The 19342-nt window shown below is 61.3% G+C and carries 18 protein-coding genes; 7 read left to right on the top strand and 11 right to left on the bottom strand.

Features of this window, described 5'->3' with window-relative positions:
* Window positions 1-133 precede the first annotated feature (133 nt).
* Together ACWHXD_RS27515 and ACWHXD_RS27510 are read left to right on the top strand one after the other, a co-directional pair.
* Window positions 134-439 (top strand): hypothetical protein, encoded by a 306-nt coding sequence (locus ACWHXD_RS27515; RefSeq protein WP_138761866.1) that lies wholly within the window; start codon window positions 134-136, stop codon window positions 437-439.
* A 97-nt stretch (window positions 440-536) separates the two neighbouring features.
* On the top strand, window positions 537-1298 hold the full coding sequence (locus tag ACWHXD_RS27510) for a YdcF family protein (RefSeq protein WP_138761867.1): 762 nt from the start codon (window positions 537-539) through the stop codon (window positions 1296-1298).
* A gap of 639 nt (window positions 1299-1937) precedes the next feature.
* On the opposite strand, the gene lnt is transcribed toward ACWHXD_RS27510, so the two are convergent.
* From lnt to miaB, 5 genes are all read right to left on the bottom strand, one after another.
* Window positions 1938-3461 carry an apolipoprotein N-acyltransferase gene (gene lnt, locus ACWHXD_RS27505; protein ID WP_057711034.1) on the bottom strand — a complete coding sequence of 508 codons (1524 nt, stop codon included), beginning with the start codon at window positions 3459-3461 and terminating at the stop codon, window positions 1938-1940.
* A gap of 8 nt (window positions 3462-3469) precedes the next feature.
* A complete protein-coding gene (locus ACWHXD_RS27500; RefSeq protein ID WP_003194444.1) occupies window positions 3470-4309 on the bottom strand; it encodes a CorC family transporter in 840 nt (279 codons plus the stop codon).
* A 42-nt stretch (window positions 4310-4351) separates the two neighbouring features.
* Window positions 4352-4810, bottom strand: a complete 459-nt coding sequence (gene ybeY / locus ACWHXD_RS27495; RefSeq protein WP_044268940.1) for an rRNA maturation RNase YbeY — start codon at window positions 4808-4810, stop codon at window positions 4352-4354.
* Window positions 4803-5807: a PhoH family protein gene (locus ACWHXD_RS27490; RefSeq protein ID WP_003194440.1), complete on the bottom strand. Its 1005-nt coding sequence runs from the start codon at window positions 5805-5807 to the stop codon at window positions 4803-4805. The genes ybeY and ACWHXD_RS27490 overlap by 8 nt, the downstream gene beginning before the upstream one ends.
* A gap of 285 nt (window positions 5808-6092) precedes the next feature.
* Window positions 6093-7421, bottom strand: a complete 1329-nt coding sequence (miaB, locus tag ACWHXD_RS27485) for a tRNA (N6-isopentenyl adenosine(37)-C2)-methylthiotransferase MiaB (protein WP_003194438.1) — start codon at window positions 7419-7421, stop codon at window positions 6093-6095.
* A gap of 130 nt (window positions 7422-7551) precedes the next feature.
* Here miaB and ACWHXD_RS27480 point away from each other — a divergent pair, with 130 nt between their 5' ends.
* Window positions 7552-7878 (top strand): DUF1820 family protein, encoded by a 327-nt coding sequence (locus tag ACWHXD_RS27480; protein WP_003215457.1) that lies wholly within the window; start codon window positions 7552-7554, stop codon window positions 7876-7878.
* A 127-nt stretch (window positions 7879-8005) separates the two neighbouring features.
* On the opposite strand, the gene ACWHXD_RS27475 is transcribed toward ACWHXD_RS27480, so the two are convergent.
* The 4 genes from ACWHXD_RS27475 to ACWHXD_RS27460 form a co-directional block, all read right to left on the bottom strand.
* Entirely contained in the window at window positions 8006-8560 is a 555-nt protein-coding gene (locus ACWHXD_RS27475; RefSeq protein WP_003194434.1) for a tetratricopeptide repeat protein, read from the bottom strand.
* A gap of 226 nt (window positions 8561-8786) precedes the next feature.
* On the bottom strand, window positions 8787-10070 hold the full coding sequence (gene hemL, locus ACWHXD_RS27470) for a glutamate-1-semialdehyde 2,1-aminomutase (protein WP_098950283.1): 1284 nt from the start codon (window positions 10068-10070) through the stop codon (window positions 8787-8789).
* An 11-nt stretch (window positions 10071-10081) separates the two neighbouring features.
* On the bottom strand, window positions 10082-10711 hold the full coding sequence (gene thiE / locus ACWHXD_RS27465) for a thiamine phosphate synthase (RefSeq protein WP_138761868.1): 630 nt from the start codon (window positions 10709-10711) through the stop codon (window positions 10082-10084).
* A gap of 30 nt (window positions 10712-10741) precedes the next feature.
* Window positions 10742-11539: a hydroxymethylpyrimidine/phosphomethylpyrimidine kinase gene (locus tag ACWHXD_RS27460; RefSeq protein WP_032895177.1), complete on the bottom strand. Its 798-nt coding sequence runs from the start codon at window positions 11537-11539 to the stop codon at window positions 10742-10744.
* Window positions 11540-11814: 275 nt separating this feature from the next.
* Here ACWHXD_RS27460 and ACWHXD_RS27455 point away from each other — a divergent pair, with 275 nt between their 5' ends.
* The 4 genes from ACWHXD_RS27455 to ACWHXD_RS27440 all read left to right on the top strand — a co-directional run bounded on the left by ACWHXD_RS27455 (window position 11815) and on the right by ACWHXD_RS27440 (window position 18426).
* Window positions 11815-14214 carry a hybrid sensor histidine kinase/response regulator gene (locus tag ACWHXD_RS27455; RefSeq protein WP_138761869.1) on the top strand — a complete coding sequence of 800 codons (2400 nt, stop codon included), beginning with the start codon at window positions 11815-11817 and terminating at the stop codon, window positions 14212-14214.
* 195 nt (window positions 14215-14409) lie between these two features.
* Window positions 14410-16062, top strand: a complete 1653-nt coding sequence (locus ACWHXD_RS27450) for an acyl-CoA dehydrogenase family protein (RefSeq protein WP_138761870.1) — start codon at window positions 14410-14412, stop codon at window positions 16060-16062.
* Between the two features lie 184 nt (window positions 16063-16246).
* Window positions 16247-17719, top strand: coding sequence for an AMP nucleosidase (amn, locus tag ACWHXD_RS27445; protein WP_153475217.1), 1473 nt, complete (start codon window positions 16247-16249; stop codon window positions 17717-17719).
* A 71-nt stretch (window positions 17720-17790) separates the two neighbouring features.
* Window positions 17791-18426, top strand: a complete 636-nt coding sequence (locus tag ACWHXD_RS27440; protein WP_032895181.1) for a pseudouridine synthase — start codon at window positions 17791-17793, stop codon at window positions 18424-18426.
* On the opposite strand, the gene ACWHXD_RS27435 is transcribed toward ACWHXD_RS27440, so the two are convergent.
* Together ACWHXD_RS27435 and ACWHXD_RS27430 are read right to left on the bottom strand one after the other, a co-directional pair.
* The gene (locus tag ACWHXD_RS27435; RefSeq protein WP_016773053.1) at window positions 18421-18630 is read right to left on the bottom strand and encodes a DUF2788 domain-containing protein; all 210 of its coding nucleotides are present in this window, start codon (window positions 18628-18630) and stop codon (window positions 18421-18423) included. The genes ACWHXD_RS27440 and ACWHXD_RS27435 overlap by 6 nt on opposite strands.
* A 227-nt stretch (window positions 18631-18857) precedes the next feature.
* Complete coding sequence (locus tag ACWHXD_RS27430; RefSeq protein ID WP_003194418.1) at window positions 18858-19337, bottom strand: Lrp/AsnC family transcriptional regulator; 480 nt, start codon at window positions 19335-19337, stop codon at window positions 18858-18860.
* Between the last annotated feature and the right edge of the window lie 5 nt (window positions 19338-19342).

The following is a 19342-nucleotide window of genomic DNA, read 5'->3' as shown; positions in this document are numbered from 1 at the left end:
ATACATGACCCCACTCTATCGAGGGAAACCCTGATTGCGCGGCAAGGGCCGTCTGTCGCGGCACCGGGCAGGCGCAGCAACGGGGGCTACGCTGTTTAGTGGGGAGCAAGTATTTCTTCAATGAGGTGAGGGGATGGTTGAATCGCAGCGAACTTTAACGAAACCGCAGTTGTATGAGGGATTGATCGACCGTTTGGGTCGGGCATTGGATGCTGCAAGAACCGCAGGCCGATTGCGTGATGAGCGGCCTCTGGAGCTGGAGTTGCGAGGCTTGAGCCAGGCGGAACTTGAATTGATCAAGAACTACCTGGCGTTGAATCACCACCGCGCCTCCCATGGGCAGGCATCCCCGCCGGCTCATTCGGCCAAGGTCATCTGGCTCAAAGACCTGGCGACCGGCCGCAGGCCAGAGAACTTGCGGTCTGTGCGGTGCAAGTGAGCCCCGCGTTATCCGTTAGCGTTATTAAAATGTTGTCGGTAAGGATTGTTGCAAAACCCCGTTGCATCTAGGCTTCGGGCATCTTTGGAGATGCCCGATGCCTTTTCGTTATTTCATTAAACAACTGTTGTTACCGCCCGGTATTTTTCTGCTGTTGTTGGCGTGTGCCTGGTGGTTTCGCCGCAGCCGTCCGCGCCTGGCGGGCTTGTGTTTTGCCCTGGGGCTTGGCGGGATGTGGTTGATCAGCCTGCCCGTGATGGTGCAGTGGGGCGCCCGTGCCCTGGAGACAGAGCCGCCTTTGGCCCGGGAAGACTGGGCCACATTGGCCCAGCGTGCCGACGCGATTGTGGTGCTGGGCTCGGGGCGCGAGCGTGGGGACAGTGCGTGGGGCAGCGACCAGCCCACCGGTATTGGCCTGGAACGTGAGCGTTTTGCCGCGCGACTGGCCAAGGCATCCGGTTTGCCGGTGCTGACCAGCGGCGGCTTGCACTACGGCACGCCGCCCAGTGAGGCCGAGTTGATGGCGGTGTCGATGCAGGATGATTTCGGCGTTAGCGTGCGCTGGAAAGAAGAGCGCAGCCGCACCACCTGGGAAAACGCCCAGATGAGCGCCGAGATTTTGTTGCCGCAAGGCATCAAGCGGGTGGTGGTGGTGACCCAGGCCTGGCATATGCCGCGTTCGGTGTGGAGCTTTGAGAAAGCCGGCTTCACCGTGGTGCCGGGGCCGGTGGGCTTTTTGGGCGTGGACCATGGCCGGCCGCTGGGTGGCTGGATGCCGGACGTCAAGGCGGTGTGGCAAAGCGGGCAGTTGATCAATGAGGCGGTGGGGCAGGTGGGGTATCGGTTGTTCTACCGATAGGTGCAACACAGGAGATCAATTGGGGGAGCTGGCTTGCCTGCGATGGCGGTGGGTCATTGAACACTCAGGGCACTGATATACCGCTATCGCAGCATAGGTATCTACACAACTTCAATACGACACTGACCCTGTGGCGAGGGAGCTTGCTCCCGTGACGGCCTGGCAGCCAGCGCTGTTCTAACTGACGCGCCGCTGTCCAAATGTGGGAGCTGGCTTGCCTGCGAAGACGGCCTGACAGTCAACACAGTTGGACCGTGTACATATCCATTGCTGCGGTAACGGCCACTTAGGGTTCCGCTCTGACAGCGGGTCACTTTTGGAAAAGAGCCCCAAAAGTAACCAAAAGGGCTCTTGCCCCACCACTCGGCACCTCGCTTAGGCTCGGTGTGCCCGTAATCCGCCAGTGATTTGGGGGGCCGCCGCCACGCGCCATCCATGGCGCGGGGCGGCTAAACCGGCATCCCTGCCGGTTTACCCCCCAAATCCCTGTCGAATTACGGCCAGCGTGGTTTAACGGGGCGCCTGAGATCAAAAGCAGATCAAGATCAAGAGCGACTCGCTTCGCATCGTGGTTACCGTTGAGCGTTACAGTGTTGTGTAGGTATCTATTGCCATCGCAGGCAAGCCAGCTCCCACAGGTCAGAGTGTTTTGGACATTCGTGCAGCCAGCAGAGCCCAGCCAAACAATGCCAGGCACACAATGATCAACGGCCACGAGCGCCATTGCAGGTATGGCGTGAGGTTATGCATCGGCACCACCTCCCCATAGAGAATGCCACGCTCGAACTGCGGGATCTGCGCGGTGATCTGCCCAAACGGGTTGATCAGCCCGGTCACGCCGTTGTTGGTGGCGCGGATCATCCAGCGGCCAGCCTCCAATGCACGCATTTGCGCCATTTGCAGGTGCTGCAGCGGGCCGATGGAGCGGCCGAACCAGGTGTCGTTGCTGATGGTCAGCAGCAGGTCGCTCTGGGCCGACAGGCCGGCGGCGAATTCGGGGTATACCACTTCATAGCAAATGAACGGCGCAATCTGATAACCCTTGGCCTGCAGCATGGCCTGGTCAGAAGGGCCGCGGGCGAAGTCCGACATGGGTAGGTCGAAGAAGGCGATCAACCCGCGCAACATGTCCTGCAAAGGCACGTACTCGCCAAACGGCACCAGTTTTTGCTTGAGGTAGGTGCCGTCGCCTTCACCGACCACGGTGATGCCGTTGAAGTAGCGCTTCTGGTGGTGCACTTCCTGGCGAATCGGTACCCCGGTGATCAACGCGGTGTCCCGGTCGGCCGCAAACTTGCCCATCATGCCCAGGTAGCCCTCCACGGACTCCTTGAGCACCGGCACGGCGGTTTCCGGCCAGACCAGCAGGTCGACACGCTTGGAGCTCAGGCTCATGTCGCGGTACAGCGCCAACTGTGCATTGAGCTGGTCCGGGTCCCACTTCATGCTTTGCTCGACGTTGCCTTGGATCGCGGCCACGCTCAGCGGTGCGCCAGACGGCGATGTCCAGGCGTGATGCTTGAGCGCCAGGCCAATGGCCCAGGGCGCAACCAGCAATAACAGGCCTGCGCCGATGAAGGCATTGCGCTTGCTGGCCAGCAGGCGCGGCAGGTTGCACAGCAATGCGGCGGTGAGTGCCAGCGCGAAGGAAATCAGCCACATCCCACCCAATGGCGCGAGGCCGGTCAATGGCCCATCGAGTTGACTGTAACCGGAGTACAACCACGGGAAGCCGGTGAGGAACCAGCCCCGAAAGGCTTCCTGGCCGACCCACAGCGCGGCAAACGTCAATGCGTCCGCCAGTGGTGCTTCGTTACGGCGCAACCAGCGCGCCCATAGCCAGGCGGGCAGGGCGAAGAACCAGGCGATGGCGGCGGTGAACAGCAGCATCAGGAACCCCGCCAGCAGCACTGAAGCGCCGCCGAAGTGGTGGATGCTGTAGTAGATCCAGCTGGTGCCGGCACCAAACAGGCCGAAGCCGAAACACCAGCCACGGCCCAGGGCCTGGCGGGGCGAGAGTTCCCGCAGGCCGATATAGAACAGGCCGACCGCTACCAGCGCCAACGGCCAGATATCGAACGGTGCCAGCGCCAGGGTTGTGATGGCGCCGGCCACCACGGCCAGCAAGTTACCGGGCCAGCCGGGTGAGGTGAGACGGCGCATGTCAGTCCTTAGCGGGCGATGGGTGTCAAACGGATCAGATGGATACGACGGCTATCAGCATTGAGGATGCGGAAGCGATACGCACCGATCTCGGTGGTTTCATTACGCTTGGGCAGATGCCCGAACGCACTCATCACCAGGCCGCCGACGGTGTCGAACTCATCGTCCGAGAACTCACTGTCGAAGAACTCGTTGAAGTTCTCGATCGGCGTCAGCGCCTTGATCAGGAAATCACCGCTGGGCAGCGGCTTGATGTAGCTGTCTTCTTCGACGTCGTGCTCGTCTTCGATGTCGCCGACGATCTGCTCCAGCACGTCCTCGATGGTGACCAGGCCGGCCACGCCGCCGTATTCGTCAATCACAATGGCCATGTGATTGTGGTTGGCGCGAAACTCGCGCAGCAGCACATTCAGGCGCTTGGACTCGGGCACGAAGGTGGCCGGGCGCAGCAGGTCCTTGATGTTGAAGCTGTCGCCGTTCTCCTTGAGGATCAACGGCAGCAGGTCCTTGGCCAGCAGGACACCCATGACGTCGTCATGGCTTTCACCGATCACTGGGTAGCGCGAGTGCGCCGAGTCGATCACGGCCGGGAGGAATTCCCGTGGGGTCTGGGTCGCCTTGATGCTGATCATCTGCGAGCGCGGGACCATGATGTCGCGCACTTGCAGGTCAGCCACCTGAATGGCGCCTTCGACGATGGCCAGCGCTTCGCTGTCCAGCAATTTGTTCTGGTGTGCATCGCGCAGCAGCTCCAAGAGCTCCTGGCGGTTTTTCGGCTCGTGGGCAAAAGCCTGGGTCAGTTTACCCAGCCATGACTTCTGCCCGTTGCTCGATCGGTCTTCGCTCATAGCGATTACTCTAAATCCTTTGATATGACAGTTGAGTGTTGATCAGCTTTCGTCGTCTGCATACGGGTCGCGGTGACCCAGTTCTGCAAGCAACGTTCGTTCCAGCGCTTCCATTTCCCAGGCTTCGTCATCGTCTATATGGTCGTAACCCAAGAGATGCAAGCAGCCGTGGATGACTAGATGGGCCCAATGGGCCTCAAGTTCCTTGCCTTGTTCGGCAGCTTCTCGCTCGACCACCGCGACGCAGATCACCAGGTCGCCCAGCAACGGGATATCCAGCAATTCGTCGGGGACGTCGGCGGGGAAGGACAGCACGTTGGTGGCGTAGTCTTTCTGGCGCCAGGTGTGGTTCAGCTCACGGCCTTCGGCCTCGTCCACCAGACGAATGGTCAGTTCCGAGTCGGCGGTACGCTGGCGCAAAGCCAGTTCACACCATTGGCGAAACTGGGCTTCGCTGGGGGCGGGCGCGTCGGTGGCCAGCTGCAGGTCTAGCTCAAGCATCGTGGCGAGCGTCCTTGGCGGGCGCGTCGTCGCGGTGTTCGAAACGCTCATAGGCTTCGACAATACGCTGCACCAGCGGGTGGCGTACCACGTCCTTGGGCATGAAGTGCGTGAAGCTGATACCCGGCACGTCCTTGAGCACCTCGATCACCTGGCCCAGGCCCGACTTGGTGCCCTTGGGCAGGTCGACCTGGGTGATGTCGCCCGTGATCACGGCGGTTGAGCCGAAACCGATACGGGTGAGGAACATCTTCATCTGCTCGACAGTGGTGTTCTGGCTTTCGTCGAGAATGATGAAACTGTTGTTGAGCGTACGGCCACGCATGTAGGCCAGCGGGGCGATCTCGATCACCTGGCGCTCGATCAGCTTGGCCACGTATTCAAAGCCGAGCATCTCGTACAGCGCGTCGTAGAGCGGGCGCAGGTACGGGTCGATCTTCTGGGCCAGGTCGCCGGGCAGGAAGCCGAGCTTTTCGCCGGCCTCGACCGCGGGGCGCACCAGCAGGATGCGCCGCACTTGCTCGCGCTCCAGGGCATCGACGGCGCAGGCCACCGCGAGGTAGGTCTTGCCGGTACCGGCCGGGCCGATGCCGAAGTTGATGTCGTTGCCGAGGATTTCCTTGACGTACTTCTGCTGATTCAAGCCGCGTGGGCGAATCATGCCTTTTTTGGTACGCAAGGCCACGCTGGCTTCGGCCACCGGGTTGTTGGCCAGGTCTTGCACAGCCGACTCCTGCAAGTACAGGTGCACGGTCTCCGGCGACAGCTCGCTACCCTTGGTTTCACGGTAGAGACGGCGCAGCAGGTTTTCTGCAGACGTGGTGTGTTGGGGTTCACCAATGAGCTCGAACTGATTGCCGCGGTTGCGGATCTCGATGCTCAGGCGTTGTTCGATCAGGCGCAGGTGCTCGTCGAACTGTCCGCACAGGTTGGCGAAACGGCGAGCCTCAAAAGGCTCGAGGATAAAACGATGGGGTTCTGCTATGGGTGCGTTCAAGGTTGCTTTTAGCCGCCCTTTGGCTGATGAGGTGAGAGAGAGAATAACGCCAGGCGTCGGTGTGCGAAAGCACTTAAATAACCTGGCCCCACTCTCGATAACCCTGAAGAAACCCTGTAGGAGCGAGCTTGCTCGCGAAAAACGTCAACGATAATGCGCGTTTGCTGAATGAGCGCGGCGCCGGTGAGTTTTTCGCGAGCAAGCTCGCTCCTACAAAAAAGCCTTAACTGACTGGCATTAAGGCAAGCCAGCTCCCACATTTTGATCTTCATCCGGTCAGCGAGATCAGTTGATCAACGAGCCACGCAACGAGTGTGGCTGCGCCGCATCAATGTGCACATCGGCAAACTGGCCGATCAGCGTGGGATTGTCGCAGCGGAAGTTGACGATCCGGTTGTTCTCGGTACGCCCCTGCAATTCACCCGGGTCTTTCTTCGAATAATCGGTGACCAGGATGCGCTGGATCGAACCGACCATTTGTCGGCTGATTTCAAAGCCCTGTTGATTGAGGCGATGTTGCAGCGCGTTCAAACGCTCTTTTTTCAACGCCTCCGGGGTTTCATCTAGCAGGTCGGCAGCCGGGGTGCCCGGGCGCTGGCTGTAGACGAACGAGTAGGAGAAGTCGAAACCGACGTCTTCGATCAGCTTCATGGTCTGCTGGAAATCTTTCTCGGTTTCACCCGGGAAGCCGACGATAAAGTCCGAGCTGATGCAAATGCCCGGCACAGCGGCGCGCAGTTTGCGCAATTTGGATTTGTATTCCAGTGCGGTGTGGTTGCGCTTCATCGCCGAGAGAATGCGGTCCGAACCCGATTGCACCGGCAAGTGCAGGTGCTTGACCAGCTCTGGCACTTCAGCGTGGGCCTGGATCAGGCTGTCGGAGAACTCCAGCGGATGCGAGGTGGTGTAGCGGATGCGCTCGATGCCGTCGACGGCGGCGACCACGCGGATCAATTCCGCCAGGTCGGCCAGGCGCCCGTCATCGGTCTGGCCACGGTAGCCGTTGACGTTCTGGCCCAGCAGGGTCACTTCGCGCACGCCGTTTTCAGCCAGGTGGATGATTTCTGCCAGCACATCGTCAAACGGCCGGCTGACTTCTTCGCCACGGGTGTAAGGCACCACGCAGAAGGTGCAGTACTTGCTGCAGCCTTCCATCACCGACACATAGGCGCTCGGCCCGTCGATACGCGGTTCGGGCAGATGGTCGAATTTTTCGATTTCGGGGAACGACACGTCCACCTGCGGCAGCTTGGTGACGCGTGCGGCGTCGATCATTTCCGGCAGGCGGTGCAGGGTCTGCGGGCCGAACACCACATCGACATAGGGCGCGCGGTCGCGGATCGCGGCGCCTTCCTGGCTGGCCACGCAACCGCCGACGGCGATCACCATGTCCGGGTTGGCCAGTTTCAATTCACGCCAGCGGCCCAGCTGCGAGTACACACGGTCCTGGGCCCGCTCGCGGATCGAGCAGGTATTGAGCAGGATCACGTCGGCATCTTCGGCGCGGGCAGTGACTTCCAGGGCCTGGTGTTCGCCCAGCAAGTCGACCATGCGCGAGCTGTCGTACTCGTTCATCTGGCAACCGTGGGTTTCGATGTAAAGCTTCTTGGCCATGGGAATCGTCAACTGGTGGTAAAGAACCGCGCATTATAGGGGGCATGCCCATTGGTTCCTAGCGCTGTGCATCGGGTGCCATGCTATAGTTCGCGCCCTCTTTTATATCCCCATGTGTTGTTCGCCCACCATGACCAAACGTGAAGCTCCAATCTATAAGGTGATTTTCCTCAACCAGGGCCAGGTGTTCGAAATGTACGCCAAGCAGATCTATCAAAGTGATCTGTGGGGCTTCCTGGAGGTGGAAGAGTTCGTCTTTGGCGAGCGCACCCAATTGGTGGTCGATCCGGGCGAAGAAAAGCTTAAGGCCCAGTTCGAAGGCGTGGTGCGCAGCTTTGTGCCGATGCATTCGATTGTGCGCATCGATGAGGTCGAGCGCCTGGGTACGCCGAAGATCAGTGAGGCTCGGGGCATGAGCAATGTGATGCCGTTTCCGATGCCGATGCCTGAGAAGTAGGGCTTTAGACCGGGTGGTGCCTATCGCAGGCAAGCCAGCTCCCACAGTTGACTGCATTCCAAGCCTGGAACTCGGTCGAAGGTGGGAGCTGGCTTGCCTGCGATAGCGATGTAAGGTCTACAAAGAATCAGGGAAGGGGTGAAAACGGCGAACGCCCATCAGCACTCTGCAGTTCTTGCAGGTAGTTGCGGAAAATCTGCCCCAGCACCTGGGTTGCCACTTCCAGTTCATCGCGCTGCATGTGCTCGGCGACTTCGTCGGCGGTGTCCAGTGCGTCTTCGGCGCCGTTGACCGCGGCCATTTTCAGCACGATGTACGCTTGGACGTTGTTGGCCGGCACGCCTTCGCCTTTGAAGAACATGTTGCCCAACTGGTATTGCGCCTGGGCGTGGCCCTGCAACGAGGCTTTCTCGAAATAGCTCAACGCTTTGTTGAGATCAACGGCCGGGTTCTTGCTGTCGTGGTAGTACTCGCCCAACTCGTATTGCGCCTGCGCATCCCCGTCCTCGGCCTGTTTCTGGCACGCGCTCAGGGCTTCGGCCTGGCTGTCTGGCTGGGTATTGAGGGTGCAACGACCCATCGCTGGGATTAACAACGAGTTGCCGCCGGCCTGGGCATGTGCCAGTAGCGGTTGAAGGAGCAACAGGCAGCCCAGAACCAGGGTGCGGCCGGTGCGTTTCATGGGAATCGACTTACCTCTGACGGGGCGCGCGGACCCTCGAGGGAGTCCAATAAGCGCGCATTATGAAATAAGCAGGCCTCTGCTTACAAAGTCTTTACTCGTTTTTCTGCTGCTTGGGCAAGTTATCTGCCGGATTGCAGGGCAATTCTCGAAAAAACCAGGAATTGTCTGTAAGCAAAGTAGCAAATCTGACGCTGCCAGGGGCAACGTCAGAGGTTGCCGTCACTTATTTCAGGGCCGCGAAGGCGCGCTCGGCAGCATCCAGGGTCAATTTCAGTTCGGCTTCGCCATGGGCGATCGACGTGAAGCCGGCTTCAAAGGCGCTCGGCGCCAGGTACACACCGCCTTCGAGCATCAGGTGGAAGAAGCGCTTGAACAGCTCGGCATCGCTGCCCATCACGTCATCGAAGGTGACGATATCGTCGGCGCCGCTGAAGTACAGGCCGAACATGCCACCGGCCTGGGTGGTCACGAACGGGATGCCGGCGGCGTCGGCGCGCTGTTGCAGGCCGTCGAGCATGCGCGTGGTGTAGTCGGTCAGCTCGGCGTGGAAGCCCGGGCGGCTGATCAAGCGCAGGGTGGTCAGGCCGGCGGCCATCGCCAGCGGGTTACCCGACAAGGTGCCTGCCTGGTAGACCGGGCCGAGCGGGGCGATGTGTTGCATGATCTCGCGCTTGCCGCCGAAGCAGCCTACCGGCATGCCGCCGCCGATGATCTTGCCGAAGGTGCTCAGGTCCGGCGTGACGCCGTAGTAAGCCTGGGCGCCACCAAGGGCGACCCGGAAACCGGTCATCACTTCGTCAAAAATCAGCACCACGCCATGCTTGTCGCACTGCTCGCGCAGGCCCTCAAGGAAACCCGGGGCCGGGGGTACGCAGTTCATGTTGCCGGCGACTGGCTCAACGATGATGCACGCCACGTCCTGGCCGACTTCGCTGAGCATCTGCTCGACGGCGGCGATGTCGTTGAACGGCAGGGTCAGGGTGTGCTTGGCGAACGCCGCAGGTACGCCAGCGGAATTGGGTACGCCTTGGGTCAGTGCGCCGGAGCCGGCTTTTACCAGCAGGCTGTCGGAGTGGCCGTGGTAGCAGCCTTCGAACTTGATGATGTTGTCGCGGCCGGTAAAACCACGGGCCAGGCGAATCGCGCTCATGGTCGCTTCGGTGCCGGAGCTGACCATGCGCACCATCTCCATCGATGGCACGATCGAGCAGACCAGGTCGGCCATCTCGGTTTCCATTGCGGTCGGGGCGCCGTAGGACAAGCCGTGTTGCAGTTGCTGGCGCACCGCGTCCAGCACGTCCGGATGGCTGTGGCCGAGGATCATCGGGCCCCAGGAGCCGACGTAGTCGACATAGCGCTTGTCGTCTTCATCGGTGACGTAGGCGCCTTCGGCATGCTTGAAGAACAACGGCGTGCCGCCCACGCTCTTGAACGCACGCACGGGGGAGTTCACACCGCCGGGGATGTGTTTCTGGGCGTTGGCAAACAGGGTTTCGGAACGGGACATGATCGGGCTCTCTAAACTGAAGATTTAAGAAGATCGTTGAATGCACGGGCGCGGCGGGTGACTTCCTGGGTGCTGTCGGCACCGAACAGGCCATGGACCACGGCGAGCAGGTCGGCCCCATGGGCCACCAGCGGCTCGGCGTTTTCCAGGGTGACGCCGCCGATCACGCAGATCGGCAGGTGCAGGCGCTTGCGGGCCTGGGCCAGCATGTCAACGGTGGCGGCAGGTGCGCCGGGTTTGGTCGTGGAATTGAAGAAGCGGCCGAAGGCGACATAGCTGGCGCCTTCTTTGGCGGCCTGTTCGGCCAGTTCGATCTGGCTGTGGCAGGTGGCGCCGATGATCGCCTTAGAACCGAGCAGCGCGCGGGCCGGGGTCAGCGGGCCGTCGGTCTGGCCCAGGTGCACGCCGACGCCCAGGCGCGCGGCCAGTTCGGCATCGTCGTTGATGATCAATTGAGTTTTGTAGCGCGAGCACAGTTCATACAGCTTTTCGGCTTCACGCAGGCGCCGTGCCTCGTCGCTGCTCTTGTCGCGGTACTGCAACAGGGTGACGCCGCCATCCAGCGCCGCCTCGACGTAGGCGAGGAATTTGCCGGCCAACAGCTGGCTGTCGGTAATGGCGTAAAGGCCGCGTAGTTTCATCGGGCAAACCCCTTGCTGACGAGCGATAAGTTACGAGCAGAAATCCAGCGGCAATCGGCGCGGCACGAACTGGCCCTGGCCGAGTTGTTCGGCATCGCGCAGGGTACGCCACGTGTAGTTGAGGGCCGTTTGCACGGCGCTGGCCAGGCCTTCGCCCTGGGCAATGCGCCCGGCCAGGGCACTGGCCAAGGTGCAACCCGAGCCGTGATAACTGCCGGGCAAGCGCTGGCAAGTAAAGGTCTGGCGCGTGCCGTCGCGGCTGTACAGACGGTTGTGCACTTCGTGCTCATCGCCATGGCCGCCGGTGATCAGCAGGTGCTTGATATACGGCAGCAGCTTCTCGGCGCAGTCGTCGGCGCTGCCGTCGGGCAGTTCCGCGAGGATCCGCGCTTCGGGCAGGTTGGGGGTGGCGATCAATGATAAGGGCAGCAGCCGCTCGCGCATCGCATAACCGACCTCGTCCTTGCCCAGGCTACCGCCGCCGCCGGCGCGCAGCACCGGGTCGCAGACCACCGGCAAATGCGGGTGCGCCTGCAGCAGTTCGACCACGGTGTCGACCATCGCGGTGGAACCGAGCATGCCCAGCTTGACTGCCGCAACTTCAGAGTCGGCGAGCACGGCATTGGCCTGGGCCAGTACCCACTCACGGTCAAGCACGCGGAAGTCACTGACATTGACGGTGTTTTGCACGGTCAACGCGGTGACGGCCGGGGCCGCGTGGCAGCCCTGGGCGAGCAGGGCTTCGATATCTGCCTGCAGGCCGGCGCCACCACTGGGGTCGTGGCCGGAGAGACAGAGGACAACGGGGCGAGAGCAGTAGATATTCATGGTGCGCGAGCTTACCACCAAACGCTTTTTGCGTGGCTGTATGGCGATGGCAGAAGTTTGCCGCTGGGGTGTCGCTTTGCGTGGCTGAAAGCCGCAATGAAGTGGCCTGAAAGCATTGCCCTAGAGCCGTTCTAAAAAAAGTTCCGACAGTGGCTAATGGCTTTTACTGGCTATGCTAAAGTGCATCCAAACAACTTACTGTATCGCCGGTGTACGTCTTCTCAAAAGGAATGGGGGGCTTTTGACACAACCGGACAAGGCTACGCTGGGGCTCTATGCGCTATTTGCTGATTTTTTTATTGTGCGGGCTGCCAATGCTCGCCAGCGCCGTCGAGTTCAACCAGAACACGCGAAGCCTCCCGTTGGGCCGGGTCATGCAAGTGCTCGAAGACCCAACCGATGCCCTCACCATCGCCGATGTCAGTTCCCCCGCCTATGCCGCCCAATTCAAGACCCATGACAAAGACACCCTCAATGCCGGCTATTCACGCTCGGTGTTCTGGCTGAAGGTCAACCTGCACTACACCGCCACAGACCCCCGCGCACCACGTACCTGGTTTTTGGAGCTGGCCTACCCGCCGCTCAATCGCCTGGACCTTTACCAGAACGACGGCACCGGGAATTACCGCCTCACCGCCCGCACCGGCAGCGCGTTGCCGTTTTCCAGCCGTGAGGTGAGCCAGAGCAACTACCTGTTCAAGCTCAGCTTCTTGCCCGACCAGCAACAAACCGTCTACCTGCGCTTGCAAAGCCAAGGTTCGATCCAGGCACCGCTGACATTATGGGCCGGCACCGCCTACATGGAGGAGCAGCCGCTACGCTTGTACGTGCTCGGGGCCATCTACGGTGTGTTGCTGGGTATGCTGATCTACAACCTGTTCATCTACCTGAGCGTGCGCGACACCAGCTACCTCTATTACATCCTCTATATCGCCTCGTTCGGCTTGTATCAGCTGTCGGTCAATGGTGTGGCGGTGGAGTACTTCTGGCCGAACAACCCGTGGTGGGCGAATGCCGCGGTGCCCTTCTTGATCGGCTCGGCGTCCTTGTTCGGCAGCCTGTTCGCGCGCAGCTTCCTGCACACCGCGCAGCACAGCCGCTGGCTCAACCGTATTCTGCTGGCGCTGGCGGCCTGTGGTGGGGTGGTGATGGCGCTGGCGCTGTTGACCAGTTACGCCGTGGCCCTGCGCCTGGCCACTGCGCTGGCGCTGGTGTTTACCGTGACCATCTTCGTGGCGGCCATCAAGGCCTGGTACTGCGGGCAGCGCATGGCGCGTTATTTCATCATCGCCTGGTCGGCCTTTCTGCTCGGCGGGGTGGTCAATACCCTGATGGTGCTGGGTTACCTGCCTAACGTGTTCCTGACCATGTACGCCAGCCAGCTCGGCTCGGCCATTGAAGTGGCGCTGTTGTCCCTGGCCCTGGCCGACCGCATCAACGGCATGCGCGAACAACAGGCACAGATTCTGCTCGATGCCAGCCAGAAACTCGAAGCGCTCAACCAGCAACTGGCCCGCAGCAACCGCCTCAAAGACGAATTTCTCGCCACCCTGACCCACGAACTGCGCACGCCGATGAACGGTGTGATCGGCTCGTTGGAGCTGATGCAAACCGTGTCATTGGACGATGACATGACGCAATACCAGCAAACCGCCGCTGGTTCGGCGCGGGACATGATGCGCATGGTCAACGGCATCCTCACCCTCACCGAGTTGCAGGCCGGTCGCCTGGTGGCCCAGCCGCAAGTGTTCAGCCTGCGCGGCACGCTCGACACCTTGCGCCAGCAGTTCACCGGCAGTGCCCAGAGCAAGGGCCTGGCGTTTTCCATTGATGTGGCCGATGAGGTGCCGGATCGGCTGATCGGCGATGCCGACAAATTGCTCCAGTGCCTGGATTGCCTGCTCGATAACGCCTTCAAATTCACCCACGTCGGCGCGGTGCGTTTGCGCGTGGTGGGCGTGCCCCAAGGAGATGGCGCCTTGCACCTGAGCTTTATCGTCACCGACACCGGGATCGGTTTTGCCTTTCTCGATGAAGCCACGCTGTATCAGCGCTTCTTCCAGCTCGATGGCTCGATGACGCGTGAATACGGCGGCCTGGGCATTGGCCTGGCGATCTGCCGGCAGTTGATCGAACTGCTGGGCGGGCGTCTGACCCATCATTCTGAGCCCCGTAAAGGCAGTCGCTTCCAGTTGGAAGTGGACGTCAGCGCGGTGCCGCAGCAGGTGACGCCCGCCACGCAAATGCTGCCTGCACAGCGTGCGCCCCAGGAATGCACGGTGCTGCTGGTGGACGATAACAGCGTGGGCCAACTGGCGGTGCGTGGCATGTTGCTCAAGCTGGGTTACCGGGTCAAAACCGTGGACAGCGGCCCGGCGGCCCTCGCTGCATTGCAAGGGCAAAGCTTCGACGCCGTGCTGCTGGACGTGCCAGAGGGTGGCTTTTCGTTGTGCTGCCAGATTCGCGCACTGCCCGGCTGCGGTGAATTGCCGGTGATCGCCCTGGGCTCTACGCCCAATGGCCCGGAGCGTGAGCGTTGCCATGGTATTGGCATGACGGATCGGCTGGCCAAGCCGGTGCGTTTCGATGCTTTGCAGGCGGCGCTTGAGCGCAGCGTGCTGTGCGCGGATGAGGGTGAAAGCGCCGAACATTCGGCGCGTATGCCACTTTTTTAAGCGCGGTGGCAGTGCTTAACTGAAAAAACCGGCCTCAATCGATCTGTGTTTTTGTAGGAGCGAGCTTGCTCGCGAAGAACGTCAACGATAACGCGCCCCGCCTGGGTTAGCGCGTTGCTCTCAGGTTTTTCGCGAGCAAGCTCGCTCCTACAAACAGCTCCATATCGACGTGGCCTTTTTTCCAGGAGGCCCGTCATGAACCTGCATCAGTTTGCCGAAACCCACGACGTCACCAACCAGCCACCGTCCCTGGACGGCACCAACCTGTATCGCATCGACGTGCCTTTGCAGGAATGGTCGCGCCGCTTTGGCGCCGGCTGGGCTGAGTCGCGCATGGATGCCTATGGCGCGCTGGCGGGTGGGCCATTGATGGCGGCGGGGTTCCTGGCCAACCAGAACAAGCCGGTGTTCAGCAGCCACGACCGTTATGGCCATCGCATCGACCTGGTGGAGTTTCACCCGGCTTATCACGAGCTGATGCGCACCGCCGTCGAACATGGCCTGCCGTCGTTGCCGTGGGCCCATCCGCAGGCTGGCGCCCATGTGGCACGTGCGGCGATGACCTACCTGCACAGCCAGGCCGAAGCCGGCAGCGGTTGCCCGTTGACCATGACCTTCGCCTGCGTCCCGGCCCTGCGCCTGCAACCTGCGCTGGCGGACTTCTGGCTGCCGAAAATCCTCAATACCCAGTACGACCCGCGCAATGTCGGCATCGCCCACAAGGCCGGCGCCACTATCGGCATGGCCATGACCGAGAAGCAGGGCGGTACCGACGTGCGCGCCAACACCACCCGCGCTTACCCCGTGGGCGCGGGCGGCCCCGGCCAAGCCTACGAGCTGGTGGGGCATAAGTGGTTTTGCTCGGCGCCGATGTGCGATGGCTTTCTGACCCTGGCCCAGACCGACAAGGGCCTGACCTGTTTCCTGCTGCCCCGGCACCGCCCGGATGACACACGCAACGAGTTCTACATCCAGCGCTTGAAGAACAAACTCGGCAACTGCTCCAACGCCTCCAGCGAAGTGGAATTTCGCGGCGCCCTGGCGTGGATGGTCGGTGAAGAAGGCCGCGGTGTTCCCACCATCATCGAAATGGTCGCCATGACCCGCTTCGATTGCATGGTCGGCTCCAGCGCCTTGATGCGCCAGGCGCTGACCCAGGCCAGCCATCACTGCGCCCATCGCCAGGTGGGTGGCCGCGTGCTCAGCGAGCAGCCGCTGATGCAGAACGTGTTGGCCGACCTGGCCCTGGAAAGCGAAGCGGCCCTGGCCTTGAGCCTGCGCATGGGGCGCGCCCTGGATCATCTGGATGAGGCGCATGAAGCCAAATTCGCCCGGCTGTTCACGGCCGTGGGCAAATATTGGATCTGCAAGCGCGCGCCCGCGATGATCAACGAAGCCGCCGAGTGCATGGGCGGTGCCGGGTATGTGGAGGACAGCATCCTGCCGCGCCTTTACCGCGAGGCACCGGTGAATTCGACGTGGGAAGGTTCCGGCAATGTGCAGTGCCTGGACGTATTGCGTGCACTGTCCAAAGAGCCCGGTGTGCTTGAGGTGCTGTTTGTCGAACTGGGCGATGGCCACGGCCACAAACAGTTGGCGCGGCATATCGAGCAGTTGAAGGCGGCGTTCATGGACACCCAGGACATTCAGTATCGGGCGCGGCAACTGACCGAGGACATTGCCCTGGCGTTGCAGGCCAAGTTGTTGCTGGAGGCGGGTAATGCGGCGGTCAGCGATGGGTTTATCGCCAGCCGGTTGGGTGAGTCGTCGGGGCGGGTATACGGCACCTTGCCGCGTGGCGTCGACGTGGAAGCGATTGTCGCCCGCTCAACCCCACAATCCCTCTGAATAAACACAATCAAATGTGGGAGCGGGCTTGCTCGCGAATGCGGTGTATCAGTTACCTATTGAGTCACTGACCCACCGCATTCGCGAGCAAGCCCGCTCCCACATTATTTACCGCATTCCAATCCTGTGGTTTCGGTGAAGCCTGGATACAGGCAAGATAAAGGCCTGCAAGTCAGAACACAGGATGCTTACCGTGACCGAAGCTTTTGTTGTCGTTAAAACCGCCGAAGAAGCCGTGGACCGGCTGGCGGCGCTGCATGAGCGTGCCACTGGCGCGCTCAACCAGGCGCTCAAGCAATACCTCAAGGACCGCGTCGAGCCCGACGCCGCGCAGCGCGCATTGTTTCGCTACCCGGAACTGCGCCTGACCTACCACTGCCACGGTGAAGTCCCGCAGACCACTCGGGCGTATGCCAAGGTGCAACTGCCGGGTACCTACAGCGTCACCGTGACCCACCCGGCCGCGTTCCGTAAGTACCTGCTGGAGCAACTGGTGCCGCTGATGCACGACTTCACCGTCACGGTGGAAGTGGGCGTCAGCCAGCAGAACATCCCGTACCCCTATGTGGTGGAGCAGGGCGATGAACTGGCCGGCTCCGGCGTTACCGCCGCGACCCTGGCCCGCGTGTTCCCCAGTACCGACCTGTCTGCCGCCACCGATGGCATTGCCGATGGCCTGTACGACTGGGAAAACACCGACCCACTGCCCCTGGCCCTGTTCGATGCCGCCCGCGTGGACTTTTCCCTGCGTCGCCTGGTGCATTACACCGGCAGCGACTGGCGCCATGTGCAGCCGTGGATCCTGCTGACCAACTACCACCGCTACGTGGACCAGTTCATCCTGCATGGCCTGGAGCAACTGCGCAGCGACCCGCGATTTATCCGCATGGTGTTGCCCGGCAACGTGGTGATCGACAAGAGCATGGACCACGGCGAAGCCTCGGCCATTGCCGCCGGCGTGGTGTGGCACCGCTACCAGATGCCGGCGTATCACCTGCAGGCCACTGACGGCCACGGCGTGACCCTGGTGAACATCGGTGTGGGCCCGTCCAACGCCAAGAACATCACCGACCACTTGGCCGTACTGCGCCCGCATTGCTGGCTGATGATCGGCCACTGCGGCGGCTTGCGCCAATCCCAGACCATCGGCGACTACGTACTGGCCCACGCCTACATGCGCCGCGACGGGATTCTGGACCGTGTAGTACCGCCGAACATCCCGATTCCGGCCCTTGCTGAAGTGCAGCTGGCGCTTCAGCAGGCGGCGGCCAAGGTCACTGGCGAAAAAGGCGAAGAGCTGAAAAAACGCCTGCGCACCGGCACCGTGCTGACCTATGACGACCGTAACTGGGAACTGCGCTGGGCCCAGGAGCGCCCGCTGATCAACCTGTCCCGCGCCGTGGCCGTGGACATGGAAAGCGGCACCATCGCCGCCCAGGGTTACCGTTTGCGCGTGCCTTACGGCACCTTGTTGTGTGTATCGGACAAACCCTTGCACAGCGAGATCAAGCTGCCGGGCTCGGCCAACGCGTTCTATGAGCGTGCGGTCAGCCAGCACTTGAAGATCGGCATCGAGGCGGTCGACCTGTTGCGCACCGAACTCAACTCCTTGCACTCGCGCAAACTGCGCAGCTTCGACGAGCCGCCGTTCCGCTAAGCGGTTGGGATGGTCATTTAGCGGTCAGGCCACTAGCATTGTCGGTCCTGACCGTTAGATGTTCCTTTGCCATGTCCCGTCCCAGCCGTCCCGATTCGCGCCGCCCTGGCGTGAAACCTCCGCACTCTGCCGCTCGCCGCGTTGCCAAGGCGCCACCGGCCGAGCCGAAGTTGATCCTGTTCAATAAACCTTTCGACGTGCTGACCCAGTTCAGCGACGAAGGTGGGCGCGCGACCCTCAAGGACTTTATTGATATTCCCGGTATTTACCCGGCAGGGCGCCTGGACCGGGACAGCGAGGGCCTGCTGCTGTTGACCAACGATGGCCAGCTCCAGGCGCGGATTGCCGACCCCAAGCACAAGTTGGCGAAAACCTACTGGGTACAGGTAGAAGGCGAGCCCACCGAAGAACAGCTGCAACGCCTGCGTGACGGCGTGGAGCTCAACGACGGCATGACCTTGCCAGCCGAGGCACGGCAACTGGATGAACCGGCATTATGGCCGCGCAACCCGCCAGTACGTTTTCGTAAAAGCGTGCCCACCCACTGGCTGGAACTGGTGATTCGCGAAGGGCGTAACCGCCAGGTACGGCGCATGACCGCGGCGGTAGGCTTGCCGACACTGCGCCTGGTGCGCGTGCGTATTGGTGAGTGGTCGATCGACGGCCTGGATCAAGGCCAATGGAAAGCGGTGCCGGCGCGCTTATAAGGCGCCGGATTCAATCAGGCCGATCACCACGCTCTTGATGATGAACGCCGCCACGCCCAGCCCCAGCACGAAAAACAGGATGAACGAACCAAAGCGCCCGGCCTTGGATTTCTTCGCCAGGTCCCAGACGATAAAGCCCATGAAAATGATCAGGATGCTGACCAGGCCAGTCATCATCCATTCTTCAAACAGGGCGGGGTCGATGTTGTTCATGGGGCTCTTCCGACAAGACAAGCGAGCAGTATACGGCAGCGTCACACCGGCAACATTGACCTGAGTCCTGCACGGTCAAACTGTGGGGGGGCTGATGCCATTGTAGGAGCGAGCTTGCTCGCGAAAAACTCACAGACGCCGCGTTCACTCAGGAGGCACGCGTTATCGTTAACGTTTTTCGCGAGCAAGCTCGCTCCTACAGTTGAACATTGTTGTTCTCAGGTGCGTAGGTGGGTCAGGGGCAGTTCGGTGCTGTTGAGCACCTGATTGAGCACAAAGCTGGAACGCACGCTGGTCACGCCTTCAATCCGCGTCAGGTGGCCCAGCAGCAGCTTCTGATAATGGTCCATGTCCGGCACCACTACCTTCAGTTGATAGTCCGCATCCATGCCGGTCACCAAACTGCATTCCAGCACTTGCGGCAAGGTGCGGATGGCGGCTTCGAAGTTTTCGAAGCGCTCTGGCGTGTGACGGTCCATGCCAATCAATACATAAGCCGTGAGGCTCAGGCCGAGCATCTTGCGGTCGAGCAGGGCGACCTGGCGGGCGATGTAGCCGTCGTCTTCCAATTGCTTGACCCGGCGCGAGCAGGGCGAAGGCGACAGGCCGATGCGTTCGGCCAGCTCCTGGTTGGAGATCCTCGCGTCGCGCTGCAATTCCGCCAGAATACTCAGGTCGTATCGGTCAAGCTTGCTCATTGGGT

The sequence above is a fragment of the Pseudomonas fjordensis genome (genome assembly GCF_976987115.1).
The sequence above is the reverse complement of the archived record's forward strand: the minus strand, read 5'-3'. Positions and strand labels throughout refer to the sequence as shown.